Annotated in this window: 21 protein-coding genes; 16 read left to right on the forward strand and 5 right to left on the reverse strand. The window is 70.0% G+C overall.

The window, feature by feature from the left end:
• Nucleotides 1-89 precede the first annotated feature (89 nt).
• From wecB to ACZ607_RS01145, 3 genes are all read right to left on the reverse strand, one after another.
• Nucleotides 90-1,193 carry a non-hydrolyzing UDP-N-acetylglucosamine 2-epimerase gene (wecB, locus tag ACZ607_RS01135; RefSeq protein ID WP_469730500.1) on the reverse strand — a complete coding sequence of 368 codons (1,104 nt, stop codon included), beginning with the start codon at nucleotides 1,191-1,193 and terminating at the stop codon, nucleotides 90-92.
• 488 nt (nucleotides 1,194-1,681) lie between these two features.
• Complete coding sequence (locus ACZ607_RS01140) at nucleotides 1,682-2,278, reverse strand: acyltransferase (RefSeq protein ID WP_469730501.1); 597 nt, start codon at nucleotides 2,276-2,278, stop codon at nucleotides 1,682-1,684.
• 111 nt (nucleotides 2,279-2,389) lie between these two features.
• Complete coding sequence (locus ACZ607_RS01145; RefSeq protein ID WP_469730503.1) at nucleotides 2,390-3,616, reverse strand: acyltransferase family protein; 1,227 nt, start codon at nucleotides 3,614-3,616, stop codon at nucleotides 2,390-2,392.
• Between the two features lie 390 nt (nucleotides 3,617-4,006).
• Between ACZ607_RS01145 and ACZ607_RS01150 the strand changes: the two genes are divergently transcribed.
• The 7 genes from ACZ607_RS01150 (at nucleotide 4,007) to ACZ607_RS01180 (ending at nucleotide 12,548) form a co-directional block, all read left to right on the forward strand.
• Nucleotides 4,007-4,405 (forward strand): peptidase inhibitor family I36 protein, encoded by a 399-nt coding sequence (locus ACZ607_RS01150; protein WP_469730505.1) that lies wholly within the window; start codon nucleotides 4,007-4,009, stop codon nucleotides 4,403-4,405.
• 271 nt (nucleotides 4,406-4,676) lie between these two features.
• Nucleotides 4,677-4,997: a 50S ribosomal protein L21 gene (gene rplU, locus ACZ607_RS01155; protein ID WP_014045903.1), complete on the forward strand. Its 321-nt coding sequence runs from the start codon at nucleotides 4,677-4,679 to the stop codon at nucleotides 4,995-4,997.
• Between the two features lie 14 nt (nucleotides 4,998-5,011).
• Nucleotides 5,012-5,269, forward strand: coding sequence for a 50S ribosomal protein L27 (gene rpmA / locus ACZ607_RS01160; protein ID WP_014045902.1), 258 nt, complete (start codon nucleotides 5,012-5,014; stop codon nucleotides 5,267-5,269).
• Nucleotides 5,270-5,409: 140 nt separating this feature from the next.
• Nucleotides 5,410-6,861: a GTPase ObgE gene (gene obgE, locus ACZ607_RS01165; protein WP_469730507.1), complete on the forward strand. Its 1,452-nt coding sequence runs from the start codon at nucleotides 5,410-5,412 to the stop codon at nucleotides 6,859-6,861.
• Nucleotides 6,862-7,225: 364 nt separating this feature from the next.
• A complete protein-coding gene (locus tag ACZ607_RS01170) occupies nucleotides 7,226-8,725 on the forward strand; it encodes a D-ribitol-5-phosphate cytidylyltransferase (protein ID WP_469730508.1) in 1,500 nt (499 codons plus the stop codon).
• Nucleotides 8,726-8,861: 136 nt separating this feature from the next.
• On the forward strand, nucleotides 8,862-11,054 hold the full coding sequence (locus tag ACZ607_RS01175; RefSeq protein ID WP_469730510.1) for a hypothetical protein: 2,193 nt from the start codon (nucleotides 8,862-8,864) through the stop codon (nucleotides 11,052-11,054).
• A gap of 267 nt (nucleotides 11,055-11,321) precedes the next feature.
• Nucleotides 11,322-12,548 carry a glycosyltransferase family 2 protein gene (locus ACZ607_RS01180; protein ID WP_469730512.1) on the forward strand — a complete coding sequence of 409 codons (1,227 nt, stop codon included), beginning with the start codon at nucleotides 11,322-11,324 and terminating at the stop codon, nucleotides 12,546-12,548.
• Between the two features lie 66 nt (nucleotides 12,549-12,614).
• Here the strand turns inward: ACZ607_RS01180 and ACZ607_RS01185 are convergent, their stop codons facing one another.
• On the reverse strand, nucleotides 12,615-14,039 hold the full coding sequence (locus tag ACZ607_RS01185) for a polysaccharide pyruvyl transferase family protein (protein ID WP_469730514.1): 1,425 nt from the start codon (nucleotides 14,037-14,039) through the stop codon (nucleotides 12,615-12,617).
• A 297-nt stretch (nucleotides 14,040-14,336) separates the two neighbouring features.
• Between ACZ607_RS01185 and proB the strand changes: the two genes are divergently transcribed.
• The 5 genes from proB to ACZ607_RS01210 all read left to right on the forward strand — a co-directional run bounded on the left by proB (nucleotide 14,337) and on the right by ACZ607_RS01210 (nucleotide 19,728).
• A complete protein-coding gene (gene proB, locus ACZ607_RS01190; protein WP_469731815.1) occupies nucleotides 14,337-15,455 on the forward strand; it encodes a glutamate 5-kinase in 1,119 nt (372 codons plus the stop codon).
• A gap of 127 nt (nucleotides 15,456-15,582) precedes the next feature.
• Complete coding sequence (locus ACZ607_RS01195; protein ID WP_469730516.1) at nucleotides 15,583-16,068, forward strand: hypothetical protein; 486 nt, start codon at nucleotides 15,583-15,585, stop codon at nucleotides 16,066-16,068.
• 97 nt (nucleotides 16,069-16,165) lie between these two features.
• Nucleotides 16,166-17,449 carry a glutamate-5-semialdehyde dehydrogenase gene (locus ACZ607_RS01200; RefSeq protein ID WP_469730518.1) on the forward strand — a complete coding sequence of 428 codons (1,284 nt, stop codon included), beginning with the start codon at nucleotides 16,166-16,168 and terminating at the stop codon, nucleotides 17,447-17,449.
• A gap of 97 nt (nucleotides 17,450-17,546) precedes the next feature.
• On the forward strand, nucleotides 17,547-18,146 hold the full coding sequence (locus ACZ607_RS01205; protein WP_469730520.1) for an SCO2584 family spore wall biosynthesis protein: 600 nt from the start codon (nucleotides 17,547-17,549) through the stop codon (nucleotides 18,144-18,146).
• A gap of 454 nt (nucleotides 18,147-18,600) precedes the next feature.
• Nucleotides 18,601-19,728, forward strand: coding sequence for an SCO2583 family membrane protein (locus ACZ607_RS01210; RefSeq protein WP_469730522.1), 1,128 nt, complete (start codon nucleotides 18,601-18,603; stop codon nucleotides 19,726-19,728).
• Here ACZ607_RS01210 and ACZ607_RS01215 read toward each other — a convergent pair.
• Nucleotides 19,658-20,803, reverse strand: coding sequence for a M48 family metallopeptidase (locus ACZ607_RS01215; RefSeq protein ID WP_469730524.1), 1,146 nt, complete (start codon nucleotides 20,801-20,803; stop codon nucleotides 19,658-19,660). The genes ACZ607_RS01210 and ACZ607_RS01215 overlap by 71 nt on opposite strands.
• A 109-nt stretch (nucleotides 20,804-20,912) precedes the next feature.
• Here ACZ607_RS01215 and ACZ607_RS01220 point away from each other — a divergent pair, with 109 nt between their 5' ends.
• The 4 genes from ACZ607_RS01220 to ACZ607_RS01235 all read left to right on the forward strand — a co-directional run bounded on the left by ACZ607_RS01220 (nucleotide 20,913) and on the right by ACZ607_RS01235 (nucleotide 23,730).
• Nucleotides 20,913-21,065 carry a hypothetical protein gene (locus ACZ607_RS01220; RefSeq protein ID WP_469730526.1) on the forward strand — a complete coding sequence of 51 codons (153 nt, stop codon included), beginning with the start codon at nucleotides 20,913-20,915 and terminating at the stop codon, nucleotides 21,063-21,065.
• An 84-nt stretch (nucleotides 21,066-21,149) separates the two neighbouring features.
• Nucleotides 21,150-21,311, forward strand: a complete 162-nt coding sequence (locus tag ACZ607_RS01225; RefSeq protein ID WP_164493695.1) for a hypothetical protein — start codon at nucleotides 21,150-21,152, stop codon at nucleotides 21,309-21,311.
• 39 nt (nucleotides 21,312-21,350) lie between these two features.
• Nucleotides 21,351-21,968, forward strand: coding sequence for a nicotinate-nucleotide adenylyltransferase (gene nadD, locus ACZ607_RS01230; RefSeq protein WP_469730527.1), 618 nt, complete (start codon nucleotides 21,351-21,353; stop codon nucleotides 21,966-21,968).
• A gap of 19 nt (nucleotides 21,969-21,987) precedes the next feature.
• Entirely contained in the window at nucleotides 21,988-23,730 is a 1,743-nt protein-coding gene (locus ACZ607_RS01235) for an LCP family protein (RefSeq protein WP_469730529.1), read from the forward strand.
• The last annotated feature ends 50 nt before the right edge of the window (nucleotides 23,731-23,780 follow it).

Consider the following 23,780-nt stretch of genomic DNA (forward strand, 5'->3'; position numbering starts at 1 on the left):
GGCACCCCGGACCTGGAAGACGCTGACATAACGGATGACGCTAGCACGGTGACATATACGTATTAGCGCCGCGAACGGCGCTCCGTATGTCACGCGTGCCGGCTTCCCCCCTTCCACTCTTCCATGATCCGGACGACGTTCTCGGCGGCGTGCCCGTCGCCGTACGGCGTGCCGGGGTCGGCCGTGGGCGTCGGCCGGGTGACCGTGGCGGCCCAGGTGTCCGCGTCCATGCGGTGCGGGTCGGGAACGAGCACGTTCCAGCCGGTGTCCACCGTCTCCACCCACTCCGTCTCGGGGCGGATCGTCGTCGTGATCCTCTCGAGGAGGAAAGCTTCCTTCTGCAGGCCGCCGGAGTCGGTGACGACACCCGAGGAGGCCAGCACGGCAGCGACGAGACCGGCGTACGGGAGAGGACGGCCGACATGCACGGCGCCCTGGTTCAGCTTGATGCCGTGCGCTTCGGCACGGGAGACAAGACGGGGGTGGGCGAGCAGCGCGACCGGGAGGGGCAGGCCGGCCAGCGACTCGAGGATCGCCGACAGCCGTGCGGGGTCGTCGGTGTTGTCCGGCCGGTGCAACGTGGCGAGGAGGAAGGGCTGCGTCGGGTCGATTCCCTCGGGCAGCGCGGGCGCCGCGTGCTCGCCGGCGAGCACCGCGTCACGGATCCGCAGGCAGATGTCGACCATCACATCGCCGGCCAGCTCGGAACGCTCGGAGAGCCCCTCGGCCGCCAGGTGGCGCATCGCCTCTTCGGTCGGCGCCAGAAGAAGGTCCGCGCAGTGGTCGGTCAGCACGCGGTTGTGCTCCTCCGGCATGCGCCGGTTGAAGGAGCGCAGTCCAGCTTCCAGGTGAGCCACCGGGAGGTGCATCTTCACGGCGGACAGCGCGCCCGCGATGGTGGAGTTGGTGTCCCCGTAGACCAAGACCCAGTCCGGTTGCTCCCGTTCGAGGACCGGGTCGAGCGCGGTGAGCACGGATCCCGTCTGCGCTCCATGACTTCCGGAGCCGACGCCCAGGTGTACATCGGGATCCGGGATACCGAGCCCGTCGAAGAAGACGTCGGACAGGTCCGCGTCGTAGTGCTGTCCCGTGTGCACGATGAAGTGCTCGTGTTCCGTACCTGCGAAGGCGGCCGAGATGGGCGCCAGCTTCACCAATTGTGGACGGGCACCGACGATGCTGATGACTTTCACTGAGCACTCTTCTTCTGGGTCAGGTCACACACGGGATGTCATGGCAATGGTAGGCAATCGCCGGGCCCCAGGCGCTCCACCTCGGGGGTGTGAAAGGCGTGTTACAGCGCTGTCACCTGCGTCGGGGCCTGTGCCGGTGCCCTTCCGCAGCCTGATAACAATCAGGCGAACAAAAAGGGGCGGGTCTCCTTGAGGGAGGAGAAATGCGCGCGACCCGCCGGATTTCCGGCGGGATGCTTCGTACGTCTGCTTCAGTTCCCGTCGAGGACGGGCGGGAGCGGGAGACCCGGTAACCGGGCTGGGCGGGAAGATGGCCGTCCGCACACCTTCGGGAAGTGGAACTCACCTGTCCGCCGTCCTGGAGAGGACCTCGCGCCGGTCCCGCAGTGAGGGCCGCGACCCTGGATGCGATGTCGGACGTCCACAGGGGCTCCCGGTGGACCGGGCGACCTCCCCCCCGTCGTCGGTCGGGTATCGGTCTGGTCCATTCAGCGCTCGGACAGGACGCCCTTCTCCTCCGTGTACACCGCGCCGGACTGGGGGCACTCCCATACGCCGGCCTCGTCCGGTCGCTCGACGAGGCGGACGCCGCTTCGGCCCACCCAGCCGATCTGCCGGGCCGGCACGCCGACGACGAGGGCGAAGTCGGCCACGTCCTTGGTGACCACGGCCCCCGCCGCGACCATGGCCCAGCGACCGATCCGTACCGGTGCCACGCAGACCGAACGCGCCCCCAACGAGGCGCCCTCGGCGACCTTCACACCGACGGCCTCCCAGTCGCCGCCGCGCTTCTGCTTGCCCTCGGGGTCGACGGAGCGCGGGTTGTGGTCGTTGGTGAGGACCACGGCCGGGCCGACGAACACGCCGTCGCCGAGCTCGGCGGGCTCGTACACCAGGGCGTAGTTCTGGAGCTTGACGTTGTCGCCGATCTGCACGCCGGTGCCCACGTACGCACCGCGGCCCACCACACATCCCTCGCCGAGCTTGGCGCCCTCACGGATCTGGGCGAGCTCCCAGACGCTGCTGCCGTCGCCGATCTCGGCGCTGGCGTCGACCTGGGCGGTGGGCTGAACCCTGTAGTTCACGTGTCATACCTTCCGGAGCGAGGACTTGCCGAGAGCATACGAGCCGCGCACCGGCGGTCCGTACGAGCTCCCGGGCGGGAAGCAGGGGACGGCCGCCTGCGCCGTACGGGGCTACTTCCCGGAGGGAGCGTGGGGCCGGCCCGGTGCCGCGGTCCCGGGCGTCTCTCCGTCCGGCGTACCGGCCGCGGCGCGCGGAGCACCACCGCCCGGACCGTGGCGGCGGAGCAGACGCTCCACGGGGTGTTCGACCCATTGGTAGGCGATCGCCGCGATGGTGAGGCTGATCGCCAGGACCGCCAGCCAGACCGTCAGGACGGCGGTCTCGCCGACCGGCTTGCCCAAGTGCCCGAGGTACGCCCGGATCACGATCTCGTGGAAGAGGTACCAGGCGAACGACCAGTGGCCGAGCCTGATCATCCACGGACCTCCCAGACCCGTCCTGCGGCCTTCGAGGTCGGCCGTGGCCGCCGCGGCCACGAGGAGGGCGAACAGCGGAGCCGTGAGCAGCTGGGAGGCGCTGTACGGGCCGTACCAGAGGCCGTCCGGGACCGCGCGGTGCCACGGCACGAGGGCGATGTGGGCGGCGATGGCCAGAGCGATGGCGACAGGGAGCCCCACGGGCGGCCGCCAACCGCGCTTCAGCGCCAGGCCGGTGACCACACCGAGCACGAACTGGATCGTGCGGGTCGGCGGAAAGTAGTCGATCGCCCAGGTCCGGACCGCGGGGTCGTCGAAGAACGAACCGCTCAGCCACGCGGCCACCGAGGCGGCGCACAGGATGACCACGCACCAGACCCGCCCACGCGCCGACCGCAGCAGAGGAAGCGCCAGCAGCGCGGGGAACAGCAGGTAGAACCAGGCCTCGTCGCTCAGGGACCAGGCGGCCGGGTTGCCGCCCTTGATGTACTGCTGAACCGGCACCCAGGTGTTCACAAGGCCCAGACTCGCTGCGGCGCCCCTGAAGGACACAGCGGTGCCCAGAAGGTGCCACACGACCATCGAGGCCACCACGGACACGGCCATCAGCGGCCAGATACGGGCGAAGCGCCGCCAGAAGAAGACACGGGCCGGCACGGCCTTGCCGTCGTACGTCCAGGCCAGCACGAAGCCGGACAGCACGAAGAAGAACGTCACACCGCTACGCCCGTACCAGGCCAGATCGCTGATCCAGGGCAGCTGCCCCGCCTGCCGCGACAGGTGGTAGAGGACGACGACCAACGCGGCCCAGAACCGCAGGCCGGTCAGCGAAGGCAGCCGGTCACGCGTGCCGCGCGCGGGTATCGAGGCAGCGGGCATCTGGTCACGCGTGCCGCGCGCGGGTATCGAGGCAGCGGGCATCTGGTCACTATCTTCGAGTGCGGGATCTGCCGGGGCGATATGCCCTCGGCGGGCCGTTCGTGTCCATGGGGCGGCATACGCCGGCCGAGGGCCCGGAACGAGCCAAGGAGCAGAGTACTGGGCCCCGGGCAGGTCCAGGGGCCAGGTGAGGCCCGGCTCCACGCGGGGCCCCGGGCCAGGTGAGGCCCGGCTCCACGCAGGGCCCCGGACGACGACACGGTGGATGATCACCGGGCCCCGGGGACGGCTCGCGGCGAAATCCGGTCAGAGAGACGCGGAGGGCAAGGTAATCCGGCCAGGTGCGGTGCGGAAGCCGGGCAGCGTGATCCGGATGTCCGTAGGTTCACGCGGTGCACGCCGCACACTCCGTATCGACGAAGGGCTCTCACCATGGCTTGGATCCGTAAGGCGACTCTCGCGGTGAGCGGGATGGCGATGGCGGCCGGCGCTCTCGGCGCCACCGCGGCACCCGCGGCGGCGGTGGGCGGCTGCCCGGCAGGGAAGCTCTGTCTGTACGACTTCATCAACTACAAGGGGCTCGCTCTGACTTCGACGAGCACCAAGGCCTGCTTCATCCTGTCGGCGAGTCCGAGCTACATGAGTGACATCGGGTCGTACGTGAACAACCTGCCGGTGAACGCGGCTGTCTGGGAGTGGAGGGCGGGCACCCGGTACACGCTCGTCGGCACGATCGGGCCCGGCAAGTTCAGCAGCAACGCGGGCAACAACTTCGGGGTCAACGGGGCCGTGTGCATGGGCGGGCTGGACCCGGACGAGTACTTCGGCTGAGTGAGGATCCGGCGGTGCGGGAGCGCCGGGACCGGGTGCCGGTGACCGGGGGCGGGTGCCCGCGCGGGGAGCGCGGCACCCGGTTTGACCCCCCGCTCCCCGCCCCGTAATCTTGACCCTCGGCGTGTTTCTGTGCGCCTACCCCCTGAGCACATCCCTCCCGGTGATCCGTCCCCGGGGGAGGCCGCTCATCCTTCCGGACTGTCGTGGGCCCCGGCCCGCGCGGGCGGCTGGCATCAGGGGATCCGTTCCGAGTGAGAGAGAGATCCGCGTGTACGCCATCGTGCGCAGCGGTGGTCGCCAGCACAAGGTTGCTGTCGGCGACATCGTTGAGGTTGACAAGATTTCCACCGCCAAGGTTGGCGACACGGTCGAGCTCTCGACCCTGCTCGTTGTCGACGGCGACGCCGTGACCAGCGACCCGTGGGTGCTGGACGGCATCAAGGTCCAGGCCGAGGTCGTGGACCACCACAAGGGCGCGAAGATCGACATCCTTCGCTACAAGAACAAGACGGGTTACCGCCGTCGCCAGGGTCACCGCCAGCAGTACACGGCGATCAAGGTCACCGGTATCCCCGCGGCTGCGAAGTAAGGGACTGAGGAGACATGGCACACAAGAAGGGCGCATCGTCCACTCGGAACGGGCGCGATTCCAATGCTCAGCGGCTCGGCGTGAAGCGCTTCGGCGGTCAGGCCGTCAACGCCGGTGAGATCCTGGTCCGCCAGCGCGGCACCCACTTCCACCCGGGCACGGGCGTCGGCCGTGGCGGCGACGACACGCTGTTCGCGCTGACCGCCGGTGCGGTGGAGTTCGGTACGCACCGTGGCCGCAAGGTCGTGAACATCGTTCCCGTCGCTGCCTGATCCAGGCACCGGCCGAACGACACAGCACCTCCCGAGGGCGGATCTCAGCTTTCCCGGTTTCCGGGGAAGCGGGTCCGCCCTCGGCGCGTTACGTCAAAAGACATTCCCGCATTTTTCCGCTGTACCTGGAGGCACCCACCATGACCACCTTCGTGGACCGCGTCGAGCTGCATGCCGCCGCGGGTAACGGAGGCCACGGCGTGGCCTCCGTGCACCGTGAGAAGTTCAAGCCGCTGGGCGGCCCCGACGGGGGCAACGGCGGGCGCGGCGGCGATGTGATCCTCGTCGTCGAGCAGTCCGTCACCACCCTGCTGGACTACCACCACCACCCCCACCGCAAGGCCACGAACGGTCAGCCCGGCGCTGGTGACAACCGTTCCGGCAAGGACGGCACGGACCTCGTGCTGCCCGTCCCGGACGGCACCGTCGTCCTCGACAAGGCCGGCAATGTCCTCGCCGACCTGGTGGGCCAGGGCACCACCTTCGTCGCCGGCCAGGGCGGCCGCGGCGGCCTCGGCAACGCGGCGCTGGCCTCGGCCCGCCGCAAGGCGCCCGGCTTCGCGCTGCTCGGTGAGCCGGGGGAGAGCCGGGACATCGTCCTGGAGCTCAAGACCGTCGCCGACGTCGCGCTCGTGGGTTACCCGAGCGCGGGCAAGTCCTCGCTGATCTCGGTGCTCTCCGCGGCCAAGCCGAAGATCGCGGACTACCCGTTCACGACCCTCGTCCCCAACCTGGGCGTCGTCACCGCGGGCTCGACCGTATACACGATCGCCGACGTCCCGGGGCTCATCCCGGGCGCCAGCCAGGGCAAGGGCCTCGGCCTGGAGTTCCTGCGCCACGTCGAGCGCTGCTCCGTCCTGGTGCACGTCCTGGACACCGCGACGCTGGAGTCGGACCGCGACCCGGTCTCCGACCTCGACATGATCGAGGAGGAGCTGCGGCTGTACGGCGGCCTCGAGAACCGCCCGCGCATCGTAGCCCTCAACAAGATCGACATCCCGGACGGCCAGGACCTCGCCGACATGATCCGCCCCGATCTGGAGGCACGCGGCTACCGCGTCTTCGAGGTCTCGGCCATCGCGCACAAGGGCCTCAACGAGCTCTCGTACGCCCTCGCCGGGATCATCGCCGAGGCGCGGGCCACGAAGCCCAAGGAGGAGTCGACCCGGATCGTCATCCGGCCCAAGGCCGTCGACGACGCCGGTTTCACGGTGACCGTGGAGGACGACGGCATCTACCGCGTGCGCGGCGAGAAGCCCGAGCGCTGGATCCGTCAGACCGACTTCAACAACGACGAGGCCGTCGGCTACCTCGCGGACCGGCTCAACCGCCTCGGCGTCGAGGACGAGCTCCGCAAGGCGGGTGCCCAGGCCGGCGACGGCGTGGCCATCGGCGCCGAGGACAACGCGGTCGTCTTCGACTGGGAGCCGACCATGGCCGCCGGTGCCGAGATGCTGGGCCGCCGTGGTGAGGACCACCGCATGGAGGCTCCGCGTCCCGCCGCGCAGCGCCGTCGCGAGCGTGAGGCCGAGCGCGACGACGCACAGCGCGAGTACGAGGAGTTCGACCCCATGGACGGACACGGGCTCTAGGGCGTGTTTTGAAAGTCCCGCCTGCCCGGCGGCGGGTGCCCCGTACGGCGGGGGCACCCGGCGCCGGTCCGGTCCAGGGGGAACGGGCCCCGGACACGCCTGCGGACACACACCGAACACACCCCGGATACACAGAGAACTGCCAGGTAGGGGGCGGTGCGGGGACCGGTGATGTGCGGATTGCGTAACACGTCTGTGGAGTCTGTCACTCCGGGTACAGGGCCCGGCGGCTCAATCTGCCTGGCCAGACGGTGAACTGCGGGTTTCCCTCGGGCGAGCGCCGGTAAACGTCCGCCTTGCGAGACGGTCACGGAGAGTGCGACCATCACACTGTTCCCCCCTGTCATCGCAAGGTAGGTCGTCTGTGTCTGTGCCGCATGAAGCCAAGCCCCGGACCACAGCGGTCGTGCTCGCCGGTGGGACCGGCCAGCGTGTGGGACTGTCGATCCCCAAGCAGCTGCTGAAGATCGCCGGTAAGGCAGTCATCGAGCACACGCTGACCATCTTCCAGAACGCCGAGAGCATCGACGACGTCATCGTCCTGATGGCGCCCGGCTTCGTGCCGGACGTCGAGAAGATCGTCGCCAAGGCCGGGCTCACCAAGGTCATCAAGATCATCGAGGGTGGCAACACCCGGAACGAGACCACCGAGCGCGCCATCGCGGCCCTCGGCGAGGGGCTCGCGGAGGGCGAGGACCGTAACGTCCTCTTCCATGACGCGGTCCGTCCGCTTCTGTCACAGCGCGTCATCGAGGACTGCGTCGACGCCCTCGACCGCTACCAGGCGGTCGACGTCGCCATCCCGTCCGCCGACACGATCATCGTGACCCGGACCCACGGCGAGGACGGCGAGTTCATCACCGACGTCCCGGACCGGTCCCGGCTGCGCCGCGGCCAGACGCCGCAGGCCTTCAAGCTGTCCACGATCCGCAAGGCGTACGAGGTCGCGGCCGGCGACCCGAACTTCCAGGCCACCGACGACTGCTCGGTGGTCCTGCGGTACCTCCCCGACGTGCCGATCTACGTGGTCGCGGGCGACGAGTACAACATGAAGGTGACCCAGCCGGTCGACGTCTTCATCACCGACAAGCTCTTCCAGCTGGCCTCCACCGCGGCCCCCCGCCAGGCCGACGAGGCCGCCTACCGCGAACTGCTCTCGGGCAAGACCCTGGTCGTCTTCGGCGGTTCGTACGGCATCGGCGCCGACATCGCCGCGCTGGCCGAGCAGTACGGCGCCAGCGTCTACGCGCTGGGCCGCTCCACCACCGGTACGCACGTCGAGAACCCGGAGCACATCGACGACGCGCTCTCCAAGGCGTACGGCGAGACCGGCCGCATCGACTACGTGATCAACACCGCGGGTGTGCTGCGCATCGGCAAGCTGGCCGAGACGGACAACACGACGATCCAGGAAGCCCTGAACGTCAACTACCTGGCGCCCGTGCAGATCGCCCGCGCCTCGTACAAGTACCTGGCGGAGACCCAGGGCCAGCTGCTGCTGTACACCTCCAGCAGCTACACCCGGGGCCGCGCCGAGTACAGCCTCTACTCCTCCACCAAGGCCGCGATGGTGAACCTCACCCAGGCGCTGGCCGACGAGTGGGCGGGCGAGGGCATCAGGGTCAACTGCGTGAACCCGGAGCGCACCGCGACCCCCATGCGGACCAAGGCGTTCGGCCAGGAGCCCGAGGGCTCGCTGCTCTCCTCCGAGGCCGTGGCGCGCACCTCGCTGGACGTCCTCCTGTCCGCGATGACGGGCCACGTCATCGACGTACGGCAGCAGGACCCGACCCGTGACGTCAGCGAGGCCTCGGGCTTCGAGCAGGCGCTGGCCTCGGTGCTGGACCGTCAGGAAGATGTGTAATAATTCTTGACAAATGTACTTTTACGGGCCTCTGAGCTCACCGAAAGGTGAACGCAGAGGCCCGAGTGCGTGAAGCCGCACCTTCACATTTCCCTCTATACGTGAAACAACCGGCACCCCCTGGAGCAGGTTCTTCGTGATTTCGACAGCCATTCGCCTGGCCCGTGTGGGCAGTCGGTCAGAATTGTCGGCGGCCATACTGATGACGCTGGGGTACCCCTGCGTCCTGATCGCCGCTCTCCTTCCCGACATCTGGTTCTTCGCGGCGGCCACGGCTGTCACGTACGTCGCGGACTGGTATCTGCACCAGCGCGGCAGCTACCTGATCAACCGGCTCGGCAAGGTGCGCGCGGGGCTGCCCATCCGCTTCCTGCTCCGCCAGCTGATGATCATCCTGCTGCTGGCCCGGCTGGACCTCGCGGAGGAGCCGCTCTTCTACGCGGCGGTCGCGTGCTTCCTCCTCTTCTACGGTCTGCAGGCCCCGCACGGCGCGCTGACGACGCTGATCCGGCTGCGCCGGAGCCTGCCGATCGTCACCCGGAACGTGGACCTGCACGCCGTCCGCATCCCCGACGCCCCGCCGCGCGCGCTGCTGCACCGCGCCAGCGAGAAGATGCTCCACCTCGACCTCCCCGCGGTGGCGGGCGTCCTGATCGCCGCCGGCACGGGTGAGGACCTCGCCGGGTACATCGGCGCCGGTGTGACGCTGCTGCTGGCCGTCGGCTACAACGCCCTGCTCATCCCGTATCTGCGCCGCAGCCGGCGCGCCCCCTCGGCCCCCGCCGTGCTGAAGGCGCTGGACACCTGGCTGGGCGAGTACCAGCCGACCGTGGTGCTCTACTTCTCCGGCTCCAACGAGTCCGCCTACCAGGGCAACATGTGGCTCGACACCATGGCCGCCGTCGAGGGGCGCCCGCTGATCGTCATGCGGGAGCGGAACCTCGTCGCGCAGCTCGCGGACACCTCCGTGCCCGTGGTCTGCGTGCCCGCCGGCACCCACCTGATGAACCTGGACCTCTCCACGGTCCGTGTGTGCCTGTATCCGGCGAACGTCGGCAAGAACATCCACATGCTGCGCGTCCCGACGATGAAGCACGTCTTCATCGGCCACGGCGACAGCGACAAGCTGGCCAGCGTCAACCCGTACTCCAAGGTGTACGACGAGGTGTGGACGGCCGGCCGCGCGGGCCGCGACCGCTACGCGCTGGCCGACGTCGGCATCCGCGACGAGGACATCGTCGAGGTCGGGCGGCCGCAGCTGGCCCCCATCCAGAGCTGGACCGGCACCACGAGGAACCCGATTCCGACGGTGCTCTACGCCCCGACCTGGGAGGGCTGGGACGACAACCCGGGCAACACCTCGCTGCTGCTGGCCGGCGAGAACATCGTGCGCCGGCTGCTGAAGGCGGACAGCCCGGTCCGGGTCATCTACAAGCCGCACCCCTTCACCGGCATCCGCAGCGCCAAGGCCAAGGCCGTCAACGCCCGGATCAAGGCCATGGTCACCAAGGCGGCGCAGGACCGTGCCACCGACCCGCGCTGGGTGAAGGAAGCGTCGGCAGCCGCCGGCGCGCAGAGCGCCGCCAAGGCGGAGCTGGCCCGGATAGACGCCCGTCTGGCCGAGCTGGCGAAGCCCGGCCGCGCCGGGGGCGACGAGTCCGAGGAATCCCGCGTCGCGCTGGCCGACCCGGCCCGCCAGGCCGAGATCGCCACCCTGCGTGCCGCGTGGAACGACGCCTACTGGCGTTCGTTCGGCTGGTGGGAGCACCGGACGGTGGCCGGTTCGCAGCCGAAGCTCTACGACTGCTTCAACCAGTCGGACGCCATGGTCTCGGACATCTCCAGTGTGGTCTCGGACTTCATCGCGAGCGGCAAGCCGTACGCCGTCACCGACTCGGCCGAGCTGGGCGCCGACGAGTTCAAGCGCCAGAACACCGCCGTACGGGCGGCCGTCATCCTCTCCAACGGCGCGGAGGAGATCGACGAGCTGCTGCGGGCCGTCGCCGATCCGGCGGCCGACACGCTGGCAGAGGCCCGGCACCAGCTGAAGAGCTATCTGCTGGGTCCGGACGAGCCCACCTCCATGGAGCAGTTCAACGCCGCGGTGCTGGCGCTCGCCGCCAAGGCCGAGGCCCGCAACGCGGGTGTCGCCCAGCGTGTGGGCGAGCAGGTGCCGGCACCGCTGCCCGACCCGGAGGCCGCCTCCAGCGGGGCCGGGGACGGCGCGGCGGAGATCGTCGCCGAGGCCGAGGCCGCCGTCGACCCGGACGTGCCCACCACGCCCGAGGCCGACGCGGAGATCGGCGCGGGTCCCTCGCCGATCCGCTGAACCGCGCCGGAAGCGCAGGAGGGCCGTTCCGTGACGGAAAGTGACGGAGATGGCCTGATGTGGGCTGACTTCCGGGTGTAATCCGGCTGTCATCCAGATGTTCGAAAGTCGTCCGGTTCGAGACGCAACCTGACCAACGGTCCGTCCGTCTCCTCCTCAGGGAGGGGAACGTACGGGCCGTTCGGCGTGTCCGTGCAGGGAACGGGCCATAGACCGTCGTTCCATCGTTTCTCCTGATTGATACGTTTATGCGTGAACCGGGGAGAGATGAGCAGCACCGCACCAGATGTGACCGTCATCATCGGCGCCTACGAGGCGATGCCGTACCTGATCCGTTGCCTGGAGTCCGTCGAGGCGCAGACGCTTCCGGCCGGGCGCATGGAGATCGTGGCCGTCGACGACGGGTCCACCGACGGCACGGGGGAGTACCTGGAGGAGTTCGCCGCCCGGACCGCCATCGAGATGCGCGTGGTCCGTCAGGAGAACTCCGGCGGCCCCAGCGGCCCGCGCAACGTCGGCCTCGGCCTCGCCCGCGGCCGGTACGTCTTCTTCCTCGACGCCGACGACTACTTCGGCGAGGAGGCCCTGGAGCGGATGGTCGCGATGGGCGACCGCGCCGGCACGGACGTGGTGCTCGGGAAGGTCGTCGGCGTCAACCGCGGGGCGGCGAAGTCGATGTGGAAGGAGACGGTCGAGCGGGCCGATCTCTTCTCCTCCAACATCAAGTTCACCCTGAGCGCGCAGAAGCTGTTCCGGCGCGAGCTGCTGGTGCGGCACGGCATGCGGTTCGACGAGGAGCTCAAGACGGGTGAGGACGCGCTCTTCACCATGGAGGCCTACCTGCGGGGCAGCGGCGTCTCCGTCGTGGCCGACTACACCTGCTACTACCTCGTGGGCCGGGACGACGGCAAGCACGTGACGAAGAGCGGCAGCTACGTGCTGCGGTTCGACTCGGCGCGGGCGCTGATGTCACTGATCGCCACCCACGTCCCGCCGGGCCCGAACCGGGACGTCCTGATGGTCCGGCCGTTCGTCATCACCCTGCTCCCGCAGTTCGGCCCGGCGCTGCTCCGGCAGTCCGACGAGGTGCGGCAGGAGAAGATGAGGCTGGCGGCACCGCTGCTGGAGACGTACTGGTCACCGGGGCTCGCCCGCCGCCTCAAGGTCAACGAGCGGCTCCGGCTGCTCCTCATCGCGAAGGGCAGGCTCGATCTGCTCCTGGACGTCCTGCAGTTCGTACGGGACAAGAAGGAACCCCGCGCGGTCCGCAAGGGCCTGCGGGGCAGGCTGTATCTGGTCTACCCGCACTTCGGCGAGGGGGTGCTGCCGCTGTCGGCGTACGAGCTGACCGTGCGCGAATGGGTCGGCCGCAAGCGCATCGACGTGCCGGGTCCCCAGTCCGCCGCGGCCTTCCTGCGCCGGCTCGTGGGCAAGGCGCGCAGGACGGCCCGGTCCGCGGGTCTGCACATGCCGCGCCGCGCCCACAAGGTCTGAGGCGGGCGCGGCGTGGCAAGCGGGGTGACCGTCCGTCGGCGGGGGAGCGGCGGTGGCCGGGGGCCTCTACTGCTCGGGGCGCAGCAGCCGTCGGACGGGGCGCCCCACCACGCGCCGGGCGCGCCGGTAGGCCGAGGGCCACGCCGCCGCTCCCTCACCCGTCTGCAGCTTGATGCTGACCGGGCCGGCCTTCTTCTCCAGCTGGCTGCGGAGCAGGGCGTTCTCGGCGGACAGCTCGTTCATCCGGCTCTGCATGAAGCTGAACCGGCTGCTCAGGGAGTCGGGGTCGGTCTCGGTCCACGGGCGGACTGCGGGCGGGAAGGCCAGCTTGGACATGTGCGTGTCGAACGCCTGCCCGCCGTCACCGTGGTGGAAGGTGTTCTCCAGGCCGTTCCTCTCCATGAAGCCGGTGAAGCGGAGGAACCGCTCTTTGTGGCCGTTGACCAGCTCGCTGAAGTCGGCCGCCTCGTACAGCTCGGCGGGGTCGATGTTCTTCGGCGTCTCGGAGATCTTGCGGTGCGGGATGCCGAAGTAGCGGCAGAGCTCCAGGGTCCGGGAGTCGCTGCAGAGCACGGTGCTCGGGACGCCGGCCAGCAGCGCCGCGATGTTCCCGTGGATGCGGGAGCCGAACGAGAAGTCGAACGCGCGTAGCTCGTCGATCCAGGTGGCCGGGTCGACGTAGAGCCGGACCTTGCCCTCGCGGTACATCGGGTGGGACGGGTGGGTGGGCATCGACGTCTGGGCGCCGATCGGGTTCGACGTCTCCCGCCAGTGGAGCAGCTGGGCCTCGAGGAGGTTCTGCCCGACGAACCGGAGGTTCGGGTAGCGCTCGTGGGCCTGACGGATGATGGCGTCGAGGCCGTGCGACCGTACGGCGCTGTGCGAGCCGTTCACCGAGATGCGGGACTCCGCGGTGAGCGACTCGGACTTCTTCTCCAGCGTGAACGTCTCGCCGTTCATGAACATGGAGGGGCAGCCGATGACCTCGACGTCCCGGAAGCCCATGTTCTTGAGGTACTGCTCGGTGAACTCGCCCCGCACGCCGATGGAGGCGCTGCGGTTGAGCACCTCGGTGACGAACTCCCTGACCGTCGGCTCCATCGCCTTCAGTCGCGTGGCGTCGTACTTGAGGTCGGCCTGCGCGCCGACACCCAGGACGACGACGGGGATGCGCAGCTTCTTGATCAGCTGCGTCATCCGCTTCAGGGGCCGCTCGAACGTCGGGCGGAAGGCGTTCGCCAAGGGGACGACGAAGACGTCGTACTCCTCGTTTATCCGGCCCGCCGCCGACGGATCCGTGCGGATGCCGTTGGAGAAGACCTCTGCCCGCGGAGTCGTCAGAATCTTGTGCGACGCATCGCTGAAGATCAGGTTGCCCGCGTTGGTCGCGAAGACATCTCTGTCGAGGGACTGTTCGAGGGAAGCCACATCGAAGGGGCTTTTGCCCGATCTGAGGAGAATGCGCCTCTGGCGGGAGAGTTCATCTGTCACGCAATAGAGGGTAGCCCTATGAATGGCGGGTGGAGATTGCGTAAATGGCTCCATTCGTGGGCATGTCGAAGCGTGACCCGGAGCGGTCGGCCTCGGTAGGGGCGTCCGTGCGGCGACAGCAGCTGAGACGGCACGATGCCGGCCCCGCCCCCTCACGTAGATTGGGCGGAACCGAGCAGGACGACGTGATGGGGACGGGCGTACGTGTCAGGGGCAAGGGAATCCGAGGAACGGGCTGCCGTGCCCGAAGGCGCGATCCGCACACCCTCCGGGGGCAGCGAGGGCCGCAGGCCGGGTGTGACCGACGCCCGCAGGATCGTCGTCAAGGTCGGCTCCTCCTCCCTCACCACCGCGGCGGGAGGGCTTGACGCCGATCGGGTGGACGCCCTCGTCGACGTCCTCGCCAAGGTGAGGAGCGGCGGGGAACGCGAGATCGTCCTCGTCTCCAGCGGTGCCATCGCGGCCGGCCTCGCCCCGCTCGGACTCGTCCGCAGACCCAAGGACCTGGCCCGCCAGCAGGCCGCCGCCAGCGTCGGCCAGGGACTGCTCGTCGCCCGCTACACCGCCTCCTTCGCCCGTTACGGCGTACGGGTCGGGCAGGTGCTCCTGACCTCGGACGACACCAGCCGGCGCGCCCACTACCGCAACGCCTACAGCACGCTCGACCAGCTCCTGGAGATGGGCGCCTTCCCCGTCGTCAACGAGAACGACACGGTGGCCACCGACGAGATCCGCTTCGGGGACAACGACCGGCTCGCCGCGCTCGTCGCCCATCTGGTCCACGCCGACCTCCTCGTGCTCCTCTCCGACGTCGACGGCCTCTACGACGGGGACCCGAGCAAGCCGGGGACCTCCCGGATCGCGGAGGTGAGCGGACCGGCCGACCTGGAGGGCGTCACCATCGGCAGCGCGGGGAAGGCGGGCGTGGGCACCGGCGGCATGGTCACCAAGGTCGAGGCCGCCCGGATCGCCACCGCCGCCGGGATCCCCGTGGTCCTCACGTCGGCGAGCCATGTCGCCGACGCCCTCGGGGGACGCGACACCGGCACCTACTTCCACCGCACCGGGCGCCGCTCGGCCGACCGGCTGCTCTGGCTGGCCCACGCCTCGACCCCGCAGGGCGCCCTCACGCTGGACGACGGAGCCGTGCGCGCGGTCGTCGAGCGCCGTACGTCCCTGCTGCCCGCCGGGATCTCCGGGGTCGAGGGGGAGTTCTCCGCGGGCGACCCGGTCGAGCTGCGCGACCCGGCCGGCCGGGCCGTCGCCCGAGGGCTCGTCAACTTCGACGCCAAGGAGATCCCCCAGCTGCTCGGCCGGTCCACCCGGGACCTCGCACGCGAGCTGGGACCCGCCTACGAACGGGAAGTCGTACACAGGGACGATCTCGTCATCCTCACGCCCCGCCCGACCCCCTGAAACGGCTGAAAGTCCAGCCTTCGGGCGGAGACCTTCACGAAAACCGCCCCACGCCCGGTCCCGGGCTGGTCAACTTTGTCACGGGGACGCAGAGGGGTCGGAGCTACACATTCACAGGAGGCCGCCGGTGAGACGAGCGCGCCCGGGGGCGCCGCCCCGCGGAACGGGCAGCCGTGCCCTGAGCAGCGTCGGGGCGGGAGCCGACTTCGTCGGCACGCCCGCCGACCAGACCACCGACCAGGAACCGGTGGTGACGGAAGAGGAACTGACCCGCTCCAAGCTGTGGCACATCACCCTCAGCGTCTCCGGCGGCGAGACACCGCTGAAGGAGGTCAGGCGCGGGCTGGAGCAGCTGGCGCACGACCATCCGTTCCTGCTGACCAGCCGGTACGCCAACGACCACGCGGAGATCCGCTACTGGGAAGAGGCCCGGGACCTCCACGACGCCGCGGCGGTGGCGCTGCGGCTGTGGGGCGAACACCGTTCGACAGCGAAGCTCCCGCCCTGGGAGATCGTCGGCCTGGAGGTCATCGACCGGGAGACGTACCACCTGCGTATCGCCGAGGGCTACGGACCTCCACCGGCCGCCCCCGTCGGGGTGCACCCGTACTGACGGGGGCTACCGCGCCGGGCGCACACGCACCGATACGCCTGTCTCGCATCACGGGATACGTGAGGGATGCCCGCAGCGTGCGCATTACCCTGCGGGCATGACCACGCTTTCGCCGTACGACAACATGTCCCCGGTCGCCCAGGCCGCCTACCGGGCACGCGCCGCCGCCGACGACATCGCGCCACTCCCGCGCGCGGCGAAGGACGACGCCCTGCTGGCGATCGCGGACGCGCTCGAGGTACGCACCAGCGAGATCGTCGAGGCCAACGCCGAGGACGTCACGAAGGCCAGGGAGGCCGGGACGAGCGAGTCGGTCGTCGACCGGCTCACACTCACCCCGGAGCGCGTCCGCGCCATCGCCGCGGACGCCCGTGACGTGGCGGCGCTGCCCGACCCGGTCGGCGAAGTGGTCCGGGGCTCCACCCTCCCCAACGGCATCGACCTGCGGCAGGTGCGGGTGCCCCTCGGGGTGGTCGGCATCATCTACGAGGCCCGGCCCAACGTGACGGTCGACGCCGCCGCGCTCTGCCTGAAGTCCGGCAACGCGGTGCTGCTGCGCGGTTCCTCGTCGGCGTACGCCTCGAACACCGCTCTCGTGCGGGTCCTCCGCGACGCGGTGGGCGGATCCGGTCTCCCGGCGGACGCGGTGCAGCTCGTCCCGGGCGAGAACCGCGACTCGGTGCGCGAGCTGATGCGGGCCCGCGGCCTCGTCGACGTACTGATCCCGCGCGGCGGCGCCTCCCTGATCCGCACCGTGGTGGAGGAGTCGACGGTCCCCGTCATCGAGACGGGCACCGGCAACTGCCACGTGTACGTCGACGCGCGGACCGACCTCGCGATGGCCGTCGAGATCCTGGTCAACTCCAAGGCGCAGCGGCCGAGCGTCTGCAACGCCGCCGAGACCCTCCTGGTCCACAAGGACATCGCCGCGGACTTCCTGCCCCTCGCCCTGGACGCGCTGGCCGAGGCCGGGGTCACGGTGCACGGCGACGAGCGGGTCCTCGCGTACGCCGAGGGGTCCAAGGCGACCGTCGTGGCGGCGACGCCGGAGGACTGGGAGACCGAATACCTCTCGTACGACATCGCGGCGGCCGTGGTGGAGTCGCTGGAGGCCGCGGTGGCGCACATCCGGCTCTGGTCCTCGGGCCACACCGAGGCGATCGTCACCACTTCGCAGGCGGCAGCGCGCCGGTTCACCCAGTTGGTGGATTCCACGACGGTCGCCGTGAACGCGTCCACGCGCTTCACGGACGGCGGCCAGTTCGGATTCGGCGCCGAGATCGGCATCTCCACGCAGAAGCTGCACGCCCGTGGGCCGATGGGGCTTCCGGAGCTGACGTCGACGAAGTACATCGTCACCGGCGACGGCCACATCCGTTAGCCGATCCGTCGGCCCGGCGGTCCTCGGCGTCCGCGGCGGATCGGGCGAATATGCGGGCTCCCTGCCCAAAACGCCCCGCCGCGGCTACGCTGAAGCTGTGCCGGACGACGTGGGGGGCAGGCCGTTCCCGGACGGCTGGGAGCCCGACGACGACCGCGGGGGCGCGGACGAGGACTTCGCCTCCGTGGTGTTCGACGAGGACTTCGTCCGGTCCGCCGAGATCCACGAACCCACCGCGGTGGAGCGGCTGCTGGCCGCCGCGCAGGCACGCGCCGAAGCCGAGGCGAGCCGGGCGCGTTCGGGTGGCGGAACCCTGGACGACGACCTCCACGACGATGGTTACGGCCCCGACGGCGTGTACGGCCGCGAGAGGGCCTTCGGCGAGCCCCTGGACCCCGACGGACCTGACGGGCTCTACGAGGACGAGGACGGCCCCTACGGCCGTCACGGCGGCTCCCTGCGCCCCTACCGGGGCTCTGCTCGCTGGCACCGCCCGGTCGCCTGGCTGCTCGCTCTGCTGATGGGGATCGGGATGGTGGCGCTGGCCTTCAACGCCGTGTACCGGGGCGGCGCGGCCGGCCGGCAGGACCAGGTGCCGCCGCCGGCGACCAGCGGCGTCGACACACCGGGGATCGTCCCCTCCGCCTCGGCCGACTACTCCCGCCCCGCGGTCTCCGCCGTTCCCCGCACCCCCTGAGCGCCCGCTGTCCGTGCCCCAGATCCCTCCTGGGCCCGCTGTCCGAGCCTGCTGTTCTTGGCGCTGTTGCCTCCTGAGTCCGCTGCCCGTGCCTGCTGTCCGTGCCCCTGCTCCCTCCTGAGTCAGCTGCCCGTGCTCCCGCTGCCTCTTGCTGAGCCCGTGGGGCGGACCCGTGTCCCCCCGGCGCAGCCCCCTCCCGGCGGCGCTCCACCTGCGGTCCCACCTGCGCGGCGTTTACCTTGATGGGGATCGACCCAATCTGAAGGTATGACCTCGCGCCCCCTCCTCCCGTCCCCGTCCCCGGGAACGAGGGCCAGCCCCTTGTCCATGCGCCGGATCCATGTGTCGGAAGCCCATGTGCCGAACCCGTGACGGACCGGTCCGCCCGATGCCCTGCGGCTGAGGCGGATCCCAGCGCCGGCCTCCGCCGGTGGCGCGGAGATCGGGAGAACTCATGACAGGCCGCGGAGAACCGCCGGAAGGGCCACCCGAGAACCCCTCGGGCGGGGAGGACGAGTACCGCTCACTCGTCTTCGACGAATCGTTCGTCCGAGCTGCCCGGCTGCAGGAGTTCTCCGCGCAGGAACGCATGGGCGACCACGCACGGGCCGTCCGCTCCCTCCCCGGGCGCCCCACCGCCCGCCGGCGCCGCTCCCGGGCGGGTATCGCCCTCGTCCTGCTGATCGTGCTGGCCTTCGCGACCGCCGTCTACGTCGGCTTCCGCAACCCCTACCCGACGCCCGTCGGCAGGCGCGCCGAGCCTCTTCAGACCACGGTGATTCCCCTCGCTCCCCGGGGCCCCGTGCCCGGAGGGGCCGCCGAGTCGCTCCTCGCCGACGGCCCGGCCGCCGGGCACCGCACCGGCGCCTCGGGCATCAACCTCCCGCCGGTCCGGCGGACGAAGAACTTCTCCGACAGCCAGGTGACCATGGCCCTGACCACGGTCAAGGACTACCTGGTGGGCTCCTCCCTCGACCCCGACGTACTCACCGCCGGCGTCGTCCGGCCGGTCGGGCGGCTGCTCGACCCGGACCAGACGGCGCAGTTCGACGCGAGCATGGACGCACCGGCCGACGACGGCGAGCACAGCGCGACCGGCTGGCTGGTGCGCTTCGACCCGGCCGAGGTGGAACTGGCCGACACCGATGTCCGGGTCAACGGCACCCTCGCGTACACGGAGGCGGGGGCGGACACCCTGGAGGTGGTGTCCGACCACACCTTCACGTACGCGCTGAGGCCCGCCGTATCCGGCCCCCACCGGGCCGACGGAGCCTCTCTCTTCACCGTGCGCCGAGTCCTGCACTTCCTGCTCGACCGGGAGGACATCCGGCTGCACCGGCTGGAGGTCCGCAGCGCCTACGTCCAGGCGGGTCCGCAGTCCTGCTCGGCCGATACGACAGGAGTCCTCCGCCCGCTGCTGGCGGGCGAGCGGGCGGACACCCGGGGCCCCGCGGGCACCGACCCGTACGCCACGGGGGTGCCCGCCGCGACGCTCTGCGGCACGCTCGGCGTCAGTTCCCCGGCTCAGGGCCCTCCTCCTCGGGGCCCGGACGCCGCCAGGTCCCCTCGGAGCCGTCCGTAGCCGCCGACCCCGGAGCGCCGCCCTTCGCGGAGCCGCCGCCGGTGTTCCCGCCGGCCGCGCCGGTGAACTTGTCCCGGAGCTTGCCTCCCAGGTCGCCCGCACCGCCCGCGATGTCGCCGACCAGCTTCATCAGCGGGTCCTTGCTGGTGCGCACCGTGTCGGCGTAGTGCGACGCGGACTCACGGAAGGAGTCCGTCACCGAGGTGTTCTTGTCCTCGTCGCGCTTGGGGTAGTGGCCGTCCATGATGCGCTGGAAGTCCCGGCTCTCGGACCACTTCTTCAGCTCGGCCGCCCGGACCGTGGTGAACGGGTGCGTGCGGGGCAGCACATTGAGGATCTTGAGCACGGAGTCTCGGAGGTCGCCGCCCTTCTCGTACTCGTCGGCCTGGGCGAGGAAGGCGTCCACATTCATCTCGTGGAGATGATTGCCTCCGGCGATCTTCATCAGCCCGCGCATCGAGGCCCGCAGGTCCTGCCCCACCAGCAGCCCCGCGCGGTCGGCCGACAGCTCCGACTTGCGGAACCACTCGCGCAGCGCCGTCACGATCGCCATGATCGCCACGTTGCCGAGCGGGATCCACGCCACCTTGAGCGCCAGGTTGGTGAGGAAGAGCAATATCGTGCGGTACACCGCGTGGCCGGAGAGCGCATGGCCCACCTCGTGGCCGACCACGGCCCGCATCTCCTCCTCGTCGAGGAGCTCGACCAGCCCGGTCGTCACCACGATGATCGGCTCGTCGAGGCCGATACACATGGCGTTCGGCTGCGGGTCCTGGTTCACGTACATCGGCGGGACCTTCTTGAGGTCCAGGATGTAACAGGCGTCCCGCAGCATGTCGTTGAGATGCGCGAACTGGGCGTCGCTCACCCGGACGGAGTCCGACAGGAAGAGCAGCCGCAGGCTGCGCTCGGGCAGCAGACCGCTCAGCGCCTTGAAGACGGTGTCGAAACCGCTCAGCTTGCGCAGGGCCACGAGGGCCGAGCGGTCCGCCGGGTGCTCGTAAGCACGTGAGGAGATGTCCGGGAATCGCTTGCGGTGCCTGCTCGGCACGCTCTCGTGACTGCTGTCGGTCATGGATGCCCCCTGTTCGTACGAGACGTTGCTCGTCCCCCTGACAAAAGCCAGCGTATGCGCTGGCGCTACGGTGTGCGGGGGCTGTGGATAACTTTGAGGAGCGCCCGGAATGCCGCAAACCGCCGTCATGCTCGCCGCCGTGTCCGAGGACCAGGGACCGGGCAACACGCTTCGGATCGTGCTGCTCGTCTCGCTCGTCGGAGCCGCCGTGCTCGCCTGGTTCCTGCTTCGTGGATACCGCAACGACGACAACAACGACTGAGTCGGCGTGAGCGTGCCCACGGCGCCCGCATACGATGTGCGCGACGTCTCCCTCCTGATTCCCGATGGATAGGTCCTGCAGAAGATGAGCCTCTCGAGCACCGCGCACCAGCTGGTCACCCTCGCCTCCGAAGGCGAGCAGGGTGGTAACCACGAAAGCCTCAGCCCGTACCTCACCGGTGGTGGCGCGCTCTTCGTGCTGCTGCTCCTGCTGTGGATCACCACCCGCTTCAACCGAGACCGCTGAGGCAGAGGGCGAACAGCTGTGCCAGTAGGGTCTGCACGCATGGGAGAGCAGGAAGTGCCTACCGGCCCCGGCAAGCGCCGAGTCGGAGTGATGGGCGGAACATTCGACCCGATCCATCACGGACACCTGGTGGCGGCCAGCGAAGTGGCCGCCCACTTCCACCTCGACGAGGTCGTCTTCGTCCCGACCGGGCAGCCCTGGCAGAAGAGCCACAAGCAGGTCTCGCCGGCCGAGGACCGCTATCTGATGACGGTCATCGCGACGGCGTCCAACCCGCAGTTCTCGGTGAGCCGCAGCGACATCGACCGCGGCGGACCGACGTACACGATCGACACGCTGCGGGACCTGCGCACGGTCCACGGTGACGCGGACCTCTTCTTCATCACCGGCGCCGACGCCCTGGCCCAGATCCTGACCTGGCGCGACGCCGAGGAGCTCTTCTCGCTCTCCCACTTCATCGGCGTGACCCGACCGGGTCATCTGCTGACGGACGACGGGCTGCCCAAGGGTGGCGTCTCGCTGGTGGAGGTGCCCGCGCTGGCGATCTCGTCCACGGACTGCCGTGCCCGGGTCGCCCAGGGGGATCCGGTCTGGTACCTGGTGCCGGACGGCGTCGTCCGCTACATCGACAAGCGCCAGCTGTACCGCGGCGAATGAGCCACGGAGAGGGGCACCTGTGAACGACCGACACAACCCGTACGACCCGTACCAGCAGCCGCAGATCATCGGCTACGACGAGTACGGGCAGCCGGTCTATCAGCAGCAGGGGCAGCAGCAGTACGACCCGTACGCCCAGCAGCCCCAGCAGTCCCAGCAGCCGCAGCAGGACGGGCAGTCGCAGCAGGGATACGGCTACGACCCGTACGCCGGGGGGCAGCAGTACGACCCGTACGCCGCCCAGCCCACCCAGCAGCCCCAGCAGCAGGCCCAGCCGACGCAGCAGGGATACGGCTACGACGACGGCAGCGGCTACGGCGCGTACGGCTACGACACGGGCCGGCAGCCCGCCGTGGACGACTCCACCCAGCAGTGGAACGCGCCCCAGGCCCCCGCCGCACCGGCGGCCGCGCCCCCGCCCCCCTTCCCGGAACAGCGGAGCGAACCGGAACCGCCGGCCGACCCCGCCGTCCCCGGGCAGCGCCGTGCCGACCGCGACTACCGGACCGAGCAGTTCTCCTTCATCGAGGAGCCCGACGAGGACTCCGAAGACGTCATCGACTGGCTGAAGTTCACCGAGAGCCGCAGCGAGCGACGCGAGGAGGCACGCCGGCGCGGGCACAACCGGATGGTCGCGCTGATAGTCGTCGTGGCGCTCGTGGTCGTCGGCGGAGCCGGCTACCTCTGGTTCGCCGGAAAGATCCCCGGAGTCTCGGGCAAGGACGGACAGAGCGCCGCGGCCACCGGCCCGCAGAAGCGGGACGTCATCGTCGTCCACCTGCACAACACCAAGAAGGGCGGCACCTCGACGGCGCTGCTCGTCGACAACGTCACCACCGGCCAGGGCACCACGGTCCTGCTCCCCAACTCGCTCGCCGTGGCCACGGAGGACGGGTCCACCACCACGCTCGGCAAGTCCGTCGACGACGACGGGTCCACCGGCACCCGCGAGGCGATCGACACCCTGCTCGGCACCAGCATCAGCGGTACCTGGCGACTCGACACCCCGTACCTCGAGAACCTCGTCGAGCTCGTGGGCAACATCGAGGTCGACACCGACACCGCCGTGCCCGACTCCAAGAAGGGCGCGGCGCCCCTGGTGAACAAGGGGGAGGCACAGACGCTGAGCGGCCCGATGGCCGTCGCGTACGCCACCTACCAGGGCGAGGGCGAGCCGGAGGCCAAGCAGCTGGCGCGCTTCGGCGAGGTCATGCGGAGCGTGCTGCGCAAGCTGTCGGAGGACCCCAAGGCCGCGACCGTCACCATCGAGACCCTCGCGCAGATCCTCGACCCGTCCCTGCCGGAGCAGGACCTGGGTGCTTCGCTGGCCAAGCTCGCCGGGCACGCCAAGGTGGGCGACTACAAGACGGAGATCCTGCCGGTCCAGAGCGACGGAACCCTCACCGAGAAGGCGACCGAGAGCGTCGTCAAGGACGTCCTCGGCGGCAAGGTGAAGGCCCCGGACCAGGGTGCGGCCGTACGCGTCGGCATCAAGAACGCCACGGGGAACACCAAGGGCACGGAGTACGCCAGGGTGCAGCTCGTCAACGGCGGCTACGCCTTCGTCGACAGCGGCAAGGCGGACACCCTGGCGACGTCCGAGGTGGTCTACGGGACCGCCGAGGACAAGGCGAAGGCGGTCGAGGTCGCCAAGACCCTGGGCCTGCCCGAGAGCGCGGTGAAGAAGGGCGAGCCGGCCGCGAACGCCGACGTGTCCGTGGCCCTCGGGCAGAACTACAAGATCCCCGAGCAGACGTCGTAAGGGCTGTCGGCGGTCCGTGAGACCCTAGAGGTTGATCTGACCGCCGACGA

The organism is Streptomyces sp. NPDC104381, from assembly GCF_055583745.1.